Genomic DNA, 17,839 nt, shown 5'->3' on the forward strand with positions numbered 1-17,839 from the left:
GGTCTCCGGACAGACCTTATCCAGCAGTAAAGTCAACAAGTTGACAGCATGGCGAAGTCCGCCGAAAAGCTCGGCGATGACGTCTTTTCCCGACCCTTACCTCGATCGGAATGTCTCCCGCCGCGCCTTTTGGGTGATCGGTGCATTGCTGGTCGCGCTGACAGCGATGCGGCTGGTCTATGCCGGGCTGTTCGATCTGCGCACCGACGAGGCCTATTACTGGACCTGGTCGAAGGAAAACGTGCTGTCGTTCCTCGATCATCCGCCGATGATCTCATGGTTCATCCGTGCAGGCACGCTGATCTTTGGCGACACCAATTTAGGCGCGCGTTTCGCCGGTATCGCGGCGATGGCGGTGACGCAATTGCTGCTCGCCGACATCGTTCGCCGCGTCACGCAGGATCTGCGCGCGGTGCTGCTGGCGGTGCTGATGTCGGAAGCGGCGCTGTATTACGGATTGCTGATGGCCAAGGTCGCGCCGGATGTCGCGTTGATCCCGTTCGCCATGGCGATGCTGTGGTCGCTGCTGCGGCTTGCCGAAAGCCATGACGGGCGCTGGTGGCTCGCGGCCGGCGTCTTCGGTGGTCTCGCGCTGCTGTCGAAGCTGACCGTGGTGATGTTCGTACCGGGCATTCTCGCTTTCATGCTGGTGCCGGAATGGCGCGGGCGCGGGCTGCGCAGCCCGTATCCATGGCTGGCCGTGCTGATCGCACTGGCGATCTCGTCGCCGGTCCTGATCTGGAATGCCGGCCACGACTGGGCATCGTTCAGGTTCCAGTTCATCCGCGCCACCACGAACAACGAGGTGTCGCTGCGCACGCTCGGCGATTTTCTCGGCCTGCAGTTCGGTCAGGTCGGCTTCATCCTGATGCCGGTCATTCTCTCCGCGGTTGTCGTCACGGCATGGCGTGGCTATCGCCGCCGCGAACCGGTCGCGATCCTGCTCGCCACCTGCGTATTGGTGCCGTTCTTTTTCTTTGCATGGAAGTCGCTGACCCTGCGTGTCGGCGATACCTGGCCGATGTTCCTGTGGCCCGCCGGCATCGCTGCAGCGGCGATCAACCTGACGAAGCTCGCGGGCGACGGCTGGTCGCCGCGCATGGTGCGTGCCTCCTATGGCTGGAGCATCGCCGCCATCGCCACCGGCATTCCGCTGGTGGTGCTGGTCTTCCTCTATAGCGTGGCCGCGCCATGGAACCTGATCGGCAAGAACGATCCGCTTGGCGGCGAGGGCGGCTATCAGGTGCTGGCCGACCGCGCATTGGCTGACATGAAGACCACCGGCGCCACGTGGATCGCGACGACCGACTACCGCACCTATGCGATGCTGCGCTGGCATCTCAAGGACAGGGTGCCGGTGGTGCAGGTCAACGAGCGCGCCAGATTTATCGGTTTTCGCGATCCCGGCATGGACAGAATTAAGGGGCACACCGGACTTTACATCGCGCAGACCGCGGACAATCAGCGCCCGCTGCTGGCGACGACCCGCGCAGTGCTCACGCCTGTTGCCGAAGTCGATACCATCTGGCGCGGCACGGCCATGAAGCACTATGCGATCGACAAGCTCACCGGCTGGACGCCTGACCTGACGCCGAAGCCTGATACGCCGTTCTATCGCTGGCCGGCGCTGGCCGAAATGTCTGTGCCGTCACGCATTCAGCTGGCGGCGCGCTGAGGACTTTCTCCCGGTTGACGAGGCGGAAGCAGGCCGCGATTGGTGCATGCGACGTCCAGGTCGATGCCAAATATATCTTTCAATTCAACCTTGCCGGCATCCGTTACTTTAAAGGCGCGAGTCGCGCCCGTTCGCGCAACCCATCCGAGTTCCAGAAACCGCCGTTGCAGCTCGGCGCCGACCAATCCACCCACATGATAGCGCCGCTCGCTCCAGTCCAGACAGGCCCGGCAGAAGATGCGCTTGCTGCGGCGGTCGGTTTCAAGCCTGGCTCCGAAGTCGCAGAGGAAGCGGTGGCCTGCGTCGGTAAGCACTCCGCCGTCTGCGCTCAGATGCATGTAGTCTCGTTCGATCAGCGCGTCCGCGACTGCAACGCCCAACCGTCCGGCCATGTGATCGTAGCAACTGCGTGCAAGGCACAACGCTTCATCGCGGGCGGAACGCGGTCGATGCCTCGGTGGCATTTCCAGGGCCGCGACGGCGATCATGCTTTCCAGCATCTGGGCCACGAGCGGTGATGTGATCCGATAGTAACGAAACCGTCCGCTCGGTGTCACCGATATCAATCGCGCGTTGAGCAGCTGAGCCAAATGTTCGCTCGCGGTGGGGCGGGATATCCGAGCCTGAAACGCCAGCTCGGTTGCCGTGAGCGCCTGACCTCCCATGAGTGCCGCAAGCATGGTCGCGCGCGCAGTGTCACCAACCAGCGCTGCGACTTCGACCATGTTTGCGGAGGCGACCATATCCCAGCGTAGCGGCTCGCCGGATAATTCGCCACTCCCGTCGGTTCGGCCGGCGCCGAACCAATTGGCCCGGCGCCAGCCGTCCCCCGTGCGATGATGCGATCAATAATGGCAGCCGGGAGCGGAAACATGCAGGCACAGTTCATTCGCGTCGAACCGTTCTCATCCTATTTCGAGGCACGGAAGGTTCCTGTCGCGCCGGCCGTGCGCTATGGCGATCTCGTCTATGTCTCGCAATTGCCGCCCTATGATCCCGAGACCGGGGAGATCAGGCGCTTCCCGCTGGAGCGGCAGATCGAGATTGTCCTCGATCAGATGGCGCTGTGCCTTACGGCTGCGGGCTCATCGATCGACAGGGTGATCAAGTGCAATGTCTATTGCACGGGGGCCGATCAGTTCGAAACCATCAATCGGGTTTATGCGCGTTACTTCTCAGGCGAGCCGCCGGCACGCGGCTTTTTCATCGTTGCGGGATGGCATGGCCCGTTCGACGTCGAGGTCGACTGCGTGGCAGCGGTTTAGCAAGATCGTAGGATGGGTAGAGCGTCTTCGCGAAACCCATCACCCCAAACAAGACCGTGATGGGTTTCGCTTCGCTCTACCCATCCTACGATCACTGCGCCAAAATGAGCTAATCCTCGCCGTCCCGCTTCCGCAGCAGATCCTTCGCGAGATCGCCAAGCTGCGGGCGTGGGAGCGCCGTGAATGGCAATGGACGTGTCACGTCGATCGCAGCAAGCCCGAGCCTTGCGGTGAGCAGGCCATTGAGCACGCCTTCGCCGAGCCGCTGCGAGAGTTTCGCGGCGATGCCGTGGCCGAGCACCTGCTGGATCATGCTGTCGCTGGCGGCCATGCCGCCGGTGATGGCGAGATGGCTGATGGCATGACGCATCAGCGTGATCATGCCCAGCGTCCCCGGCCGGCCACCATAGAGTTTTGCGAGTTGGCGCACCAGCCGGATCGCAGCCGCAGCGACGAACAGGACATCGACCACCGCGCGCGGGCTGACGGCGGTCACCACCGAGACGCGTTGCGCGGCGACCGAGACGAGGCGACGCGCTTCGATGTCGAGCGGGCTCATCAATTCACGTTCGGCCACGCGAATGAGATCGGCACCGTCGATGATATCGTCGGCATGGCCTTGCAGGGCCGTGCGCGCGCGGGCGAGGCGCGGATTGGTATGTGCGAGCTTCAGCAGGTCGGCCAGCACAGCGCGGCTCTCGGCATGGTCGTCGCTGGCGATCACGGCCAGCGCGCGGGCATGCAGCTTCTCGATGGTGGCGAGCCGCATCAGGCTGAGCGCCTCGCGTGTGATGATGGCGATCAGCGCGATGCTGACCAGCGCGGCGAAGCCGAGGCCGAGAAAACCGAGGCCGTCATTGATGGCGAACAGGTCGCGGACCAGCTGCGTGACGCCGAGACCCGTGCCGAGCAGCACGAGGCCGCCGAGTCCGGTCCAGAACAGCGTGCCCCAGCGGAAGCCCGATCGTACGGGTCGTAGCGGCTCGTCGAGGACGACGGGCATCGCCATCGGATCGGCTTCGGGCGTGATGCGGATAGTGCCGCGTTTGAGGTGGCCGGCGTCCTCGTCGGCATCCATGACGGTGACGTGGGGATCGTCGAGCCGGAACGTGGCCGGGCGGCGCGTACGGTCGGTCATTGCAGCCTGTCTCCGATCAGGAACTGGAGCGCGCGGTCGAGGCGGATGTGAGGCAGCGCCGGCTCCTCGCCGCCGTCGCGGGTGAGCAGCGGCGGGCGGAAGCGCAGGAAGCGATAGTCGGCCTTGTCGGCGGCATCTGTCGAGAGGCCCTTGAAGGAGCCACCGGCGAACAGCCCATCGAGATCGGTCGGCAGATCGCCGGGGAAAGTCGCGACTTCGGTCTCGCCGTCGAAGGTCTCGCCATTGGCGACCTCGCCGGCGGCCGGCGTGCCGAGGATCGACGGTAGTTTGTCGCGGCCGCGTTGCACCAGCGCTTCCTTGGTGGCGCGCACCGCGGCGATGGCGACGACGTCAACGGATGCACCAGCCAGCTCCGAGCGCGATACCGCCTTGGTCACGGTGCGCCGGAGCACATCCTCCAGCCGGTCGTGGCTGAGATGATGCAGATGATCGGCCTTGGTCGCCGCAAACAGGATGCGATCGACGCGCGGCCGAAACAGCGTGCTGAGGATCGTGCTGCGGCCGATGCGGAAACAATCGAGGATGCCGGCGAGGGCGGCTTCGAGATCGTGGAGTGCTTCGGGTCCCGCGTTGAAGGCAGAGAGCGCATCGACGAGTACGATTTGCCGATCCAGCCGCGAGAAGTGATCGCGAAAGAACGGGCGGACGACGACGTCCTTGTAGGCCTCATAGCGTCGCTTCATCATCGCCCACAGCGAACCATCCGGTGCACTGCCATCGCTGGCGACGTCGAGCGGCGCAAAGGTGAGCGCCGGCGAGCCCGCGAGATTGCCGGGCATCAGGAAGCGGCCCGGCGGCAGCAGGCTCATGGCAAAGCGTTCGTCGCGGCAGGCGCGCAGATAGTCGGTGAAGAGTTTTGCTGCGATCAGCGTCGCCTGCTCGTTCTCCGGTGCATTGGGATCGAGCGTGGCAAGATGCGCGTGAAACGCCGCAGCCAGCGCCGCGCGCGGTCCCTGCCGCGATAGCGCAAGGCTCTCCGCGGACCATTCCTCATAGCTCTTGCTGAGCAGCGGCAGATCCAGCAGCCATTCGCCGGGATAGTCGACGATGTCGAGGGTCAGCGTGCGGTCGGCGCCGCTCGTGCGCTGATAGTCGATGACCAGACGCAGCTCGCTGATATCGGTGGTGGAGTTCGGCCAGCGGCGGTCGTCGATCAGCGTGCGCAGATGCTCTTCATAGGCGAACCGGGGAACGGCATCGTCGGGCTGCGGCGCGAGACGCGCCTTGGCGATGCGTCCGGTGGCGAGCGACTCGAAGACGGGAAAGCGTCCGCCGCGCGTCAGGCCATGCACCAGCGCGGTAATGAAGACCGTCTTGCCGGCGCGCGACAGGCCTGTGACCCCAAGCCGCACTGTGGGATTGAACAGACCATCGCCATAATCGAGCAATGCGCGCGCGGACAGCCGTGCTTCTTCGACGAGTTCGGACAGGCTGGGCATCGTGCGGGAAAGCTCATCATGGTGAATGGTGCGCGGGTGTTGGTCTGCCTCTAAAAATGGCGATTGTCTGACTGAAATCAAGTTCGTCACGAAAGCGTCGTCACTTCGTCGTTTGGCTTTCGTTGACGATCTCCAGCCTATGATCTATCGCTGATTTCAGGGGAAGTCACAGGCGGGCTTACGGGGCAAGCTCACCGCATCGCACCGGCCGGGTTGACGCCACCATGACCGTTTTCCGTATCAAAGAACTGACCAGTAATTCCGCTCACATGGTGGCCGGCGCGATCCGCTGGAATTACGACCGTGCCGAACTGATCGCCGACGGCATCGTTCACGGTCTCGGCGTGTTCTCCGGCCTGATCGCCGCCACTGTCCTCATCGTGCTCGCTGCCGTTTTCGCCACCGCCTATGAAGTGGTGACCGTCTCGGTCTATTCCGTGGGCCTGCTGGCCATGTTGGTGCTGTCGGCCATCTATAATATGTGGCCGGTGTCGCCGCGAAAATGGTTCCTGCGCCGCTTCGATCACTCCGCGATCTACTTGCTGATCGCGGCGACCTACACGCCGTTCTTCGCGCAGATCGCCAACACGCGGCTCGCGATCTCGCTGCTGGCCGGCGTGTGGAGCGTCGCCATCACCGGCATCGTCATCAAGCTGGTTTATCCCGGCCGTTTCGATCGCCTTGCGGTCGTGCTCTATCTCGCCATGGGCTGGAGCGGATTGATGGCCTATGACGCCGTGTTCACGCCGCTGCCGCCGCTCACCATGTGGTTCGTCGCCGCCGGCGGCACGCTGTATACGCTGGGCGTCGTATTCCACGCCTGGCAGCGGCTGCGTTTCCAGAACGCCATCTGGCACGCATTTGTCCTGCTCGGCGCCGCATGCCACTATACGGCCGTGCTCGACATGGTGCTGAGCACCTAGAGCATGATCCCGAAAAGTGGGTACCGGTTTTCGGATCAGATCATGCTCTAATAAGAAACAAAAACAAACAAAAAGGGAGTGCGGCATGCGGGTAGACGGCAAGGTCGTCGTCGTGACCGGTGGCGCCAATGGCATCGGCCAGGCGCTATGCGAGACATTTCATCAAGCAGGCGCAGCGAAAGTCGTCGTCGTCGATCTCGATGGTGAGCGGGCGACGGCCGTTGCGGAGGCCATCGGCGGCGCCGCGTTCCGATGCGATGTCGGCAAGGAAAAAGACATCCAGCATGTGATCGAACTGACCGAACGGCATTATGGGCCGATCGCTTTGTTCTGCTCCAATGCTGGCATCGGCGGCGGCTTCGATCCCATGAGCCCGAATGCCGGTGGCACGTCGGATGAACCATGGGCGAAGAGCTGGGCGATTCATGTGATGGCCCATGTCTATGCGGCGCGGCATCTGATCCCGCTCTACAAGGCGCGCGGCGGCGGCTACTTCCTCAACACGATCTCTGCCGCGGGGCTCCTCTCGCAAGTCGGCAGCCCGGCCTATTCGACCACCAAACATGCCGCGGTGGGGTTCGCCGAAAATCTCGCGATCTCGCACCGGGCAGATAACATCAAGGTCTCGATCCTGTGCCCGCAGGGTGTCGATACCAATATGCTGAAGAACATTCCGAAGGGCCCGCAATCCAATGACGGCAACCTGTCGCCGGAACAGGTGGCGCAGGATGCGCTCGCCGGCATCGAGGCGGAGACGTTCCTGATCCTGCCGCACAAGCAGGTCATCGACTACATGCGCAAGAAGACCGAGAACTACGATCGCTGGATCGGCGGCATGGCCAAGATCCAGGCGAAGATGCGGGAGACGTTTGGGAAGTAGGGGTGGATGCTTTCTCAACCTCGCCCCGCTCTTTGCGGGGAGAGGTCGGCGCGTAGCGCCGGGTGAGGGGCATGGCACACGGCCAGCCACACAGAAGCCCTCTCGGATCTCTCTGAATGATGCCGTGTCGTTCAAGGAATTTCGCGACCCGAGAGACTGGCGCTGTGGCGAATGTCGCGCGCGGCCCCTCACCCGCCGCGAAGACGCGGCGACCTCTCCCCGCAAAGAGCGGGGAGAGGTAAGATCATTCCGCCGCTTCCAGCTTCGGCGGGCGTGGCCGGATCACCGGGACTGGCGGATCATAGGCCTGGATCGGCGGCAGGTTGCCGGTGAACTTCTCGACATTCACCACCGTGAGCTGGCCGGTGCAGCCTTGCGCGAGACGCGAGGTGCCGGTGTCCCTTGTCAGCACGTTCGGATTGCCGTGCACGCAGAGCGGCTTCTCCTCGTTCGGATCTTCCGGATCGTAATAGGCACCGGTCGGCAACTGCACCACGCCGGCCATCACGTCTTCGGTGACCACCACCGAGGCGAGGCACGAACCGCGTTGGTTGAACAGCTTGATGATGTCGCCGTCCTTGATGCCGCGCACATCCGCATCGACCGGATGCATGCGGGCCACTTCGCGGCCGCGGCGCTTCTCGGCGCTGCTATGGCCGCCGAAATCGAGCTGGCTGTGCAGGCGCGACGCCGGCTGATTGGCGACGAGCTGCAGCGGATTGGTCGCATCGACAGTGTCTTCTGGCGTCAGCCAGACCGGATGGCCGGGGCAGTCGTCGTAAGCGAAGCTGGCGATCGTGTCGGACGTGATCTCGATCTTGCCGCTGGTGGTCGGCAGGGGCGTGCCCTCGGGATCCTCGCGGAATGCGCGCAGCGTGCCGCCATCCAGCGGCAATTGCGGCAGCATGACTTCGCCGGCCGCCCAGAAGGCGTCGAAGTCAGGCGCGTCGAGACCTTTGGCTTTGAGCCCGTCATAGGTCGGCTGATAGAGATGCTTCAGCCATTCACGCGGCGTGCGGCCTTCGGTGAATTCATCGGCCTTGCCGAGACGCTGCGAGAGACCGGTGAAGATCGCGTAGTCGTTGCGCGCGTCGCCGAACGGCTCGGCCATCTGATGCATCGCGACCATCATCGGATCGGTTTGCGAGCTGCCGATGTCCTCGCGCTCCAGCGACATGGTACAGGGGAGCACGAAGTCGGCGTGGCGTGCCGATGCGGTCCAGGCGAGATCGTGCACCACCAGCGTGTCGACCTGCGCGAAAGCCTTGCGCAGGCGGTTGAGGTCCTGATGGTGATGGAACGGATTGCCGCCGGCCCAATAGACCAGCTTGATATCCGGATAGGTCATATGCGCGCCGTTATATTCGAACGGTGCGCCGGGATTGAGCAGCATGTCGCTGACACGCGCCACCGGGATGAATTCGCTGACGCCGTTCTTGCCCTGCGGCAGGCCGGCGATCGGCACGGCATTCTGGCGGCGTCCGTAATTGGCGATGGCGCCGAGCGCATAGCCGAAGCCGCCGCCGGGCAGGCCCGATTGTCCGAACATCGCCGACAGCACCGAAGCCATCCAAACCGGCTGTTCGCCATGCTTCGCGCGCTGCAGTGAATGCGCAACAACAAAGAGCGCACGCTTGCCGGGCAGGCGACGCGCCAGCGTGAGGATGGCGTCGGCAGTGAGGCCGGTGATCGCAGCGGCCCACGCCGCATCCTTCGGCTGGCCGTCGCTGCGGCCCATCAGATAGTCTTCGAAAGTATCCCAGCCATGGGTATGGCTGGCGAGGAACGCGCGGTCATGCGCGCCGTCCATCACCGCGGTGTGCGCGATGCCGAGCATCAGTGCCACGTCGGTGCCGGGACGCGCGGCGACCCAGTCCTGGTTCACTTCATCCGGCAGATCGCTCTTCAGTGGCGAGATCAGCACCAGTTCGCCGCCACGCTTGCTCAGTGCGATCATGTCGCGATGTTCGGTATGCTTGCTGATGCCGCCGCCGGCGACGCGCGAGTTCTTGGTGTTCATGCCGCCGAAGGCGAGAATGATATCGGTGTGCTCGACGATCTCATCCCAGCCGATATTGCGGCGGGTCATGTCTTCGTAGTTGCCGAGGATGTGCGGAATGAGAACCGTCGACGCGCCGGCCGAGTAGCTGTTGACCGAACGCACATAGCCCCCGAGCGCGACATTCAGAAAACGATGGATCTGACTCTGCGCATGATGGAAGCGTCCGGCGCTGGACCAGCCATAGGAGCCGCCATAGATCGCCTTGGCACTGTGCGTGTCCTTGACGCGCTTCAATTCGCCGGCGAGCAGGTCGAGCACCTCGTCCCATTCCATCTCGACGAATGCGTCGCGGCCGCGACGGTCATCCGGGCCGGGGCCATTTTCGAGCCAGCCACGGCGCACCATCGGCTTGGCGATGCGCGCCTTGTGGCGGAGCGCCTCGGGGAAATTCTGGATGATCGGATTCGGATCGGGATCGATCGGATGCGGTGTGATGACCAGCTTGCCGTCGACCCATTGTCCGGAAAAGGCACCCCAGTGGGAGCTGTGCGTTTTCTTGGCGTTGTCGTTCGGCTGCTTGGTCATGCCGGCCCTTCCGTTATGATCCCGTCATATCAATGCTTCTGTCCATAAAGCACTGGAACGGCCGAGTCGACGATGACTTCGACAAGGCTGACGCCCGGATGTTGCAGACTGGCCGCGAAAGCACCCGCAAGTTCCGATGATTTGCTGACGCGCAAGGCATGCGCGCCCATGCCTTCGGCCAATTTGACGAAATCCAGACCAGGCAGATCCAGCCCGGGAACATTACGCACCTGCATCACCTGGCTGAAGGAACGCATCGCGCCGTAACCGGAATTGTTGATAACCACTACGGTTAAAGGCAATTTACGCTGCGCGGCGGTCCACAGTGCCTGGATCGAATACATCGCCGAGCCGTCGCCGATCAGGCACACGGTGCGTCGATCCGGATAGCCCAGTGCCATGCCGACGGATGCCGGCAGGGAGTGGCCGAGGCCGCCCGACGACATGGTGTAGAAACTATTGGCGCCGCGCATCGGAAGATACTTCTGCATCGCCGGGCGATGCGAGGGCGCTTCTTCCACCAGCATCGCATCCGATGGCATGGCCCGCGACAGGGTGTGCAGCAGATAATCTATCGGGATCGGGTCAGCACCCGCGGGCGGTGGCGGCAGGATGCGACCCTTCGCAACATTTCGCTTGGTGTCTGGTAGCAGATCGAGCAGCAGCTTGAGCGCCGGCTTCATGGTCGCAATGATGCTGGTGCCGATCGGCGCGACGGCAGCCGAGTCCGCATCGTCCGTGATCTGGAAGATCGTGGTGTCGCCATCGAAGATTGCGGGATGACCTTCGACGTGGAAGGTGAACACCGGCGCGCCGATCACGACGACCAGATCGTGTTCGCGGAGTGCATCGGAGAGTTGCGCCGGCGAGGCGTGCAGGAAGCCTGCAAATTGCGGATGAAGTTCCGGGAAACTGCAACGCGCCGAGAACGGACTGACCCAGACGGCGGCCTTCGTTTTCTCAGCGACGCTGATCATGAGATCGACGGCGTTTGCGCGGTCGATCCCGGGGCCGACGATCAATGCAGGGTTCTGGCTTGTGTTGAGTGCGGCGACGAGTTCCTGCATCGCCTTGGGATCTGGCCCGAGCTCGCGGCTCACATAACGCGCCTCGAGAGGTTGGGCCTGATGCGTCCAGTCGTCGATCGGCACCGACACGAAAGTCGGTCCGCAAGGCGGCTGCATCGCCACATAATAGGCGCGGGCGATCGCGGCGGGCACATCCTCCGCACGCGCAGGCTCGACGCTGTATTTCACATAAGGCCGCGGAAATTCCGACGCGCGTTCCGCATAGAGAAATGCTTGCAGCGGCAGAATGCTGCGCGCCTGCTGGCCGGCGGTGATGACCATCGGCGTCTGGTTGCGGTGCGCGGTGTAGATATTGCCCAGCGCATGGCCGACGCCGGCGGCGGAATGCAGATTGACGAAAGCGGCATTGCGCGTCGCCTGCGCATAGCCGTCGGCCATGCCGATCACCGAGGCTTCCTGTAGGCCGAGCACGTAATCGATGTCGTCGGGCCAGTCGGACAGGAACGGCAGTTCGGTGGAGCCGGGATTGCCGAAGACTTTGGTGATGCCGAAGCCGCGCAGCAGATTGAGCGTGGCGTCCTTGACGGTCACGGGACTACGGGCGGCGGTTTTGTTGCTGTCGCGGGCCAAGGCGGTTTCCTCACGGGATCGGGCAGTTGTCTGCCGTGTGTTGTTGACTCATCAACAGCAGGAGGGGGCCGGGAGTCAATCGGGGAGGCGGGGTGAAACCGCGCTGACGGAGCGGAGGCGCGCCGTCGCTCCCTCTCCCCGCATCTTGCGCGGGGAGAGGGGTGGGGTGAGGGGCGTGGCACATCGCCCGCGAAATTTGCAGGATGCTCGGGTCGAAGAATTGAGCGATCCGAAAGCGGAGTGAGTTGGGCTCTTACAGCGCAATGCGAAGGCGCGGCGACCTCTCCCCGCAATGCGGGGAGAGGTAAGATCAGCGCGCTCCTTCGGCTACCAGCTCGCGGTCGCCTTCATGGTCGGCGCGCCCTTGTCATTGGCGGTCCAGACGTCGAGCCCGTCCGCTGTCTCGTTCGCATTCACCGAAAAATCCGCGCCGTCGAACAGCGGTGACACGCCGCGATAGCTGAATTTCGCCGGCGCCTTGCCGCCCTTCAGCTTCGCCGCGAACTCCACCAGCAAGGCCGCCTGCAGCGGCCCATGAAACACGAGGCCCGGATAGAACTCGACCTTGGTGACATAGTCGCGGTCGTAATGGATGCGGTGACCGTTGAAGGTCAGCGCGCTGTAGCGAAACAGCAGCACGGGATCGGCGTAATGCGTTTCCTGATGCTGGGCCTTTGGCACTTCCTTCGGCGCCGGTGCAAGCGGCGCCATGCTCGTCGGCATGTCCCTGTAGACGATGTCCTGGCGCTCGCGGATGGCGAGGCCACGCTTCGTCGTGATCAGGTGCTCGACATTGACGAAGCACAGCGCGCCGGTCGAGCCGGTCTTCAGATTGACGTCGAGGATCTTCGACGAGCGTGTGACTTCATCTCCGACAACAAGCGGGTCGAGAAACTGGCACTCACCGCCCGCCCACATGCGGCGCGGCAGCGGCACCGGTGGGAGAAATCCGCCGCGGGCAGGATGACCGTCGGGCCCGAGCTTGTCCATCGCCGCGACCGGCTGCGCCAGGCACCACTGCGTGGTGAAGGGCGCGGCATCACCGGGCTTCGGCGTGCCGATGTCGAGAAACAGCGTCGCGCGGAGGCCCTTCACGAGCTGCGCAGTCACGATGTCGGAGGCCTCAATGGTGCGACCGATCCACTGCTTGAGATGATCGATGTCGAGTTTGTCGGTCACGATGACCTCCGTGTGATCTTGACGTTTACTTCTGCACTTCGCCGATGCCGGGCACGGCGCCGTAGCTGCGCGGCGCATCGACCCAGATCGCGGCCGGCGCCGGATACGACACCTCGCCGTTCGGCGTGTTCACCGTGATGCGGCGCAGATGCGGATGGGTGGTGAGATCCGCCATGGTGTTCACTTCCGCAAACGCGATGTCGGCGTCGGTCAGGCGCTTCAGCAATTCATCGCGGCTGAGCGATCCGAAGATGTCGCTGACGGTCTGGTCGGTAAAGGCGCGGTTGCGTACGCGCTCGACGCCGTTGACCAGGCGTGAATCGCTCGCCAGCGCGGCATCGCCGAGCACCTTGGCGCAGAGGATCTTCCATTCGCGCTCGCTCTGGATCGAGATCAGGATGTCCTTGCCGTCCTTGGAGCGAAACACGCCATAGGGCGCGATCGAGGGATGCGCGAGGCCCATGCGCTTCGGCTCGTTGCCGGCTTCGGCATTGAGCAGCGGCACGGTGAGCCAGTCGGCCATCACGTCGAACATGGAGATGCGGATATCGGCGCCTTCGCCGGTCACCGAACGCCCGATCAGCGCTTCCAGGATCGCCGCATGCGCGGCAGCGCCGGTGGCGACATCGACGATGGAGACGCCGACGCGCGACGGGCCTTCGGGGCCGCCGGTGATCGACGCCAGCCCGCTCTCGGCCTGGATCAGCAGGTCATAGGCCTTGCGATGGGCGTAGGGGCCGGTGTCGCCATAGCCGGTGATGGTGGCGCAGATCAGCCGCGGATAGTCCTTGCGCAGTCGTTCGCGGGTGAATCCGAGCTTGTCCATCGAGCCGGGCTTGAGGTTCTGGATCAGCACGTCGGCAGTGGCGATCAGCTCTTCCATGGCCTTGCGGCCGTCTGGAGTTGCGAGATCGACCACCACGGAATCCTTGCCGCGGTTGAGCCAGACGAAATAGCTGCTCTGGCCCTTCGCCGCGGCGTCGTAACCGCGGGCGAAGTCGCCTTCGGGTCGCTCGATCTTGATGACATGTGCGCCGGCATCCGCGAGCCGCGAACTGCAGAATGGTGCGGCCACCGCCTGTTCAACGGCGATGACGGTCAGTCCCTTGAGCGGCAGCATATGTCTATCTCAATACGAGCGCGGCATGCCGAGTACGTGCTCGGCCACGAAGGACAGGATCAGGTTGGTCGAGATCGGCGCCACCTGATACAGACGCGTCTCGCGGAATTTGCGCTCGACGTCGTATTCCTCGGCAAAGCCGAAGCCGCCATGGGTCTGGATACAGGCATTGGCCGCCTCGAAGGACGCGTCGGCCGCGAGCATCTTGGCCATGTTGGCCTCGGCGCCGCATTCCATGCCGGCTTCATATTTGCGCAGTGCTTCCTTCACCATTAATTCGGCCGCGCGCATATTCGCATAGGCCTTGGCGATGGGAAACTGGATGCCCTGGTTCTGGCCGATCGGGCGACCGAACACCTGGCGCTCCTTGGCATAAGCGCTTGCCTTGGCGATGAACCACTTGGCATCGCCGACGCATTCGCTGGCGATCAGGATGCGCTCGGCATTCATGCCGGAGAGGATGTAGCGGAAGCCCTTGCCCTCTTCGCCAATCAGGTTTTCCGCCGGCACCTTCATGTCGGTGAAGAACACTTCGGTGGTGGCGTGGTTCATCATGGTGCGGATCGGGCGGATCTCGAGGCCGTTCTTCTTGGCCTCCTTCATGTCCACCAGAAACACCGACAGACCATCGGTGCGCTTCGCGGCCTGTTCCTTCGGCGTGGTGCGCGCGAGCAGCACCATCAGGTCGGAATATTCGGCGCGGCTGGTCCAGATCTTCTGGCCGTTGACGATGTAGTCGCCGTTATCGTCCTTCTTCGCCACCGTCTTCAGCGAGGATGTGTCGGTGCCGGAGGTCGGCTCGGTAACGCCGAAGGCCTGCAGGCGAACTTCGCCTGATGCGATCTTCGGCAGCCACTTGGCCTTCTGCTCGTCATTGCCATGACGCAGCACCGTGCCCATCGTATACATCTGCGCGTGGCAGCCGCCGCCATTGCAACCGGCGCGCTGGATCTCTTCGAGGATCGCCGCTGCAGCCGACAGCTTGAGGCCGGAGCCGCCATATTCCTCGGGGATCAGAACCGACAGGTATCCGGCTTCCGTCAATGCATCGACAAAAGCCTTCGGATAGGCCATCTCGCGGTCGAGCTTGCGCCAGTATTCACCGGGGAACTGTGCGCACAGTTTGGCAACGGCATCGCGGATATCGTGGAATTCGTCCTGTTCCGCGGGATGGTGTTTCGTCAAGGAATTGAGCTTCTCTTCTTGAGGGGAAAATTATGAATCCTGACCGGCTAGGAGATTCTGACTGGCAGGGTCTCGTAGCCTTTAACGAAGCTCGAATACACGCGCTTGGGTTCCCCCACAACTTCGATGTTCTCGAACCGTTTCAGTATCTCCTCCCAAACGATCCTCAATTGCAACTCCGCCAGGCGCATGCCCACGCAGCGGTGTATGCCAAAACCGAATGACAGGTGAATCTTGGGCCGCGCGCGGTCGATGATGAACTCGTTGGGGCGCTCGATCACCTCCTCGTCGCGGTTGCCCGAGACGTACCACATCACCACCCGGTCGCCCTTCTTGATGCTCTTGCCGCCGAGTTCAGTATCCTGCATGGCGGTACGGCGCATATGCGCCAGCGGCGTCTGCCAGCGGATCACTTCGGGGACCATGGTCTCGATAAGTGACGGATTGTCGCGCAACTTCTGATACTGGTCGGGGTTCTCGTTCAGCGCCAGCACCGAGCCGGTCATGGTGTTGCGGGTGGTATCGTTGCCGCCGACGATGAGCAGGATGATATTGCCCATCAGCGTGTCGGGATCCATGAAGCGCGTCGCGTCGCTATGCGCCATCATGGAAATCAGGTCATTCCGCGGGTCGGAATTCACGCGCTCGTTCCAGAGCTTCTGGAAATAGGCGGCGCATTCATCCATCTCGCGGCGGCGCTCTTCCTCCGACGACACGATTCCACTTTTTGGCAGCGCTGTGGACACGTCCGACCAGCGCGTCAGCTTGCGGCGCTCCTCCCACGGGAAGTCGAACAGGGTCGCAAGCATCTGCGTGGTGAGTTCGACCGAGACGCGTTCGACCCAGTCGAAGGTCTCGCCGCGCGGTAGTCCGTCGAGCACCTTGCACACGCGCCCACGGATCAGCACCGCCATCTCGTCGAGATGCGTTGGCGTGAACATCGGCGTCACGGTCTTGCGCTGTGCGCTGTGCTTCGGCTCATCCATGGCGATGAAGCTCGGCCAGTCATAGCCTTCCGGCACGTCGCGGATCGCGATGCCGCCATGCTTCACGTCGGACGAGAAGATGCCGTGATTTGTGTCGACATGCATGATGTCGTGATACTTGGTCACCGACCAGTAGGGCTCGATCGGTGCATTGGTGCAGTAATGCACCGGCTCTTCCTTGCGCAGCCGTTCGAAGAACGGCCACAGCGTATCGGTCGCGAACAATTTCGGCGCGCCGGGATGGAAGTCCTTCAGCGGTGTCGAATAGGCGATCTCGCGCGCGACGCGCTGGATCTCGGCTTTGTCAGGATTGATCCTGGCTTGGATATTCATGGCGTCTGCTCTCCAAAAAATCGATCCTGAGCCGTCGCGGTCGCTGGTTCAGCCAGCGATCCGCACAGGCAGTGTCTCGTAGCCCTTCACGAAGCTCGAAAAGACGCGGCGCGGTTCGCCGACAACTTCGATCCTGTCGAAGCGCTTGATGATCTCTTCCCACACAATCTTCAATTGAAGTTCGGCAAGTCTGAGGCCGACGCAGCGGTGGATGCCGAAGCCGAATGACAGATGGCGGTTCGGTCTGATGCGGTCGATGGTGAATTCGTTGGGGTTTTCGATGACCTCGTCATCGCGGTTGCCCGAGACGTACCACATTACGACCTTGTCACCCTTCCTGATCTGCTTGCCGCCGAGCTCGGTGTCCTGCACCGCCGTGCGCCGCATATGTGCGAGCGGCGTCTGCCAGCGGATGATCTCCGGCACCATGCTCTCGATCAGCGCGGGATTGGCGCGCAGCTTGTCATATTCGCCGGGGAATTGATTGAGCGCGTAGACGCCGCCGGACATCGAATTGCGCGTTGTGTCGTTGCCGCCGACGATCAGCAGAATGATGTTGCCGAGAAAACTCTCCGGATCGAGATGCCGCGTGGCCTCGCTATGCGCCATCATCGATATCAGGTCGCTCTTCGGCGGCGCATTGAGTCGCTCCTGAAACAACCGGCCGAAATACTCGCCGCATTCGCGCAGTTCTCTCTGCCGCTCCAGCTCGGCCTCGGGCGTGGGTGGCAACATTGTGGCGACATCCGACCAGTGGGTGAGCTTGCGGCGCTCCTCCCAGGGAAAGTCGAACAGGGTTGCCAGCATCTGTGTGGTCAATTCGATCGACACGCGATCGACCCAGTCGAAGGTCTCGTTGCGGGGCAGGGAGTCCAGCACCTCGGCAGTGCGACTGCGGATCAGGCTGGAGAGCTCGTCCATGTGGTGAGGTGCGAACATCGGCGCCACTGTCTTGCGCTGGGCGCTGTGATGCGGCGGATCTGTGGCAATGAACATCGGCCGGCGGAACTGCACACCGGCGTCGCGGATGGTGATGCCGCCGAATGCCGCGGCGGAGGAGTAGGTGGCGTGATTGGTCTCGACCTGCATGATATCGTTGTACTTGGTCACCGACCAATACGGTCCGAACATGCTGTCCTTGCAGTAGTGGACGGGATCCTCGCGGCGCAGCCGTTCGAAATAGGGCCAGAACGTATCGGTGCGGAACAGTTCGGGATTGCCGGGATCGAACTCATCGAGCGGCATCCCGTAAGCTTGGGCGTGAGCGGCGGCTAGGGCGGATTTGCTGCTGTCGGAATCCTGGACGCGATCGAGCATCGGTTCTCTCCCTGGCATGCCTTCCGTGGTTGGGTCCCGGAGGGCTTATTTGGATGAATTACAACCCGTTGCGCGGCCAAGAGCAAGGACCACTTTATGCCCCTTCTCAGCCCGTTCAGCCCGTGACATGGTG

The 17,839-nt window shown here is 63.0% G+C and carries 14 protein-coding genes; 4 read left to right on the forward strand and 10 right to left on the reverse strand.

The window, feature by feature from the left end:
* The first annotated feature begins 76 nt into the window (after positions 1–76).
* Complete coding sequence (locus tag AC1DUY_RS12830; protein ID WP_478114688.1) at positions 77–1,675, forward strand: glycosyltransferase family 39 protein; 1,599 nt, start codon at positions 77–79, stop codon at positions 1,673–1,675.
* On the opposite strand, the gene AC1DUY_RS12835 is transcribed toward AC1DUY_RS12830, so the two are convergent.
* A complete protein-coding gene (locus tag AC1DUY_RS12835; protein ID WP_478114690.1) occupies positions 1,657–2,418 on the reverse strand; it encodes an ArsR/SmtB family transcription factor in 762 nt (253 codons plus the stop codon). The two genes, AC1DUY_RS12830 and AC1DUY_RS12835, sit on opposite strands and share 19 nt — an antisense overlap.
* Positions 2,419–2,547: 129 nt before the next feature.
* Here AC1DUY_RS12835 and AC1DUY_RS12840 point away from each other — a divergent pair, with 129 nt between their 5' ends.
* The gene (locus tag AC1DUY_RS12840; RefSeq protein ID WP_309948338.1) at positions 2,548–2,940 is read left to right on the forward strand and encodes a RidA family protein; all 393 of its coding nucleotides are present in this window, start codon (positions 2,548–2,550) and stop codon (positions 2,938–2,940) included.
* Positions 2,941–3,049: 109 nt separating this feature from the next.
* Here the strand turns inward: AC1DUY_RS12840 and AC1DUY_RS12845 are convergent, their stop codons facing one another.
* Positions 3,050–4,078, reverse strand: a complete 1,029-nt coding sequence (locus tag AC1DUY_RS12845; RefSeq protein WP_478114693.1) for a YcjF family protein — start codon at positions 4,076–4,078, stop codon at positions 3,050–3,052.
* Entirely contained in the window at positions 4,075–5,538 is a 1,464-nt protein-coding gene (locus AC1DUY_RS12850) for a YcjX family GTP-binding protein (protein ID WP_175368400.1), read from the reverse strand. The genes AC1DUY_RS12845 and AC1DUY_RS12850 overlap by 4 nt, the downstream gene beginning before the upstream one ends.
* 224 nt (positions 5,539–5,762) lie before the next feature.
* On the opposite strand from AC1DUY_RS12850, the gene trhA reads away from it, so the two are divergent.
* Together trhA and AC1DUY_RS12860 are read left to right on the forward strand one after the other, a co-directional pair.
* Complete coding sequence (trhA, locus tag AC1DUY_RS12855; RefSeq protein WP_184518994.1) at positions 5,763–6,461, forward strand: PAQR family membrane homeostasis protein TrhA; 699 nt, start codon at positions 5,763–5,765, stop codon at positions 6,459–6,461.
* Between the two features lie 85 nt (positions 6,462–6,546).
* Complete coding sequence (locus AC1DUY_RS12860; protein ID WP_478114695.1) at positions 6,547–7,341, forward strand: SDR family oxidoreductase; 795 nt, start codon at positions 6,547–6,549, stop codon at positions 7,339–7,341.
* A gap of 244 nt (positions 7,342–7,585) precedes the next feature.
* Here AC1DUY_RS12860 and AC1DUY_RS12865 read toward each other — a convergent pair whose 3' ends face one another.
* The 7 genes from AC1DUY_RS12865 to AC1DUY_RS12895 form a co-directional block, all read right to left on the reverse strand.
* Positions 7,586–9,928 (reverse strand): molybdopterin guanine dinucleotide-containing S/N-oxide reductase, encoded by a 2,343-nt coding sequence (locus tag AC1DUY_RS12865; protein ID WP_478114697.1) that lies wholly within the window; start codon positions 9,926–9,928, stop codon positions 7,586–7,588.
* 29 nt (positions 9,929–9,957) lie between these two features.
* On the reverse strand, positions 9,958–11,586 hold the full coding sequence (mdlC, locus tag AC1DUY_RS12870; RefSeq protein WP_478114699.1) for a benzoylformate decarboxylase: 1,629 nt from the start codon (positions 11,584–11,586) through the stop codon (positions 9,958–9,960).
* Between the two features lie 327 nt (positions 11,587–11,913).
* A complete protein-coding gene (locus AC1DUY_RS12875) occupies positions 11,914–12,765 on the reverse strand; it encodes an HTD2 family dehydratase (protein WP_478114701.1) in 852 nt (283 codons plus the stop codon).
* Positions 12,766–12,790: 25 nt separating this feature from the next.
* On the reverse strand, positions 12,791–13,885 hold the full coding sequence (locus AC1DUY_RS12880) for a CaiB/BaiF CoA transferase family protein (RefSeq protein WP_231079799.1): 1,095 nt from the start codon (positions 13,883–13,885) through the stop codon (positions 12,791–12,793).
* A gap of 9 nt (positions 13,886–13,894) precedes the next feature.
* Entirely contained in the window at positions 13,895–15,070 is a 1,176-nt protein-coding gene (locus AC1DUY_RS12885; protein ID WP_089265293.1) for an acyl-CoA dehydrogenase family protein, read from the reverse strand.
* Positions 15,071–15,117: 47 nt separating this feature from the next.
* Entirely contained in the window at positions 15,118–16,389 is a 1,272-nt protein-coding gene (locus AC1DUY_RS12890; RefSeq protein WP_478114704.1) for a cytochrome P450, read from the reverse strand.
* Positions 16,390–16,437: 48 nt separating this feature from the next.
* Entirely contained in the window at positions 16,438–17,634 is a 1,197-nt protein-coding gene (locus tag AC1DUY_RS12895; RefSeq protein ID WP_478115269.1) for a cytochrome P450, read from the reverse strand.
* Positions 17,635–17,839 lie beyond the last annotated feature (205 nt).

This window comes from Tardiphaga sp. P4_G1 (assembly GCF_056401215.1).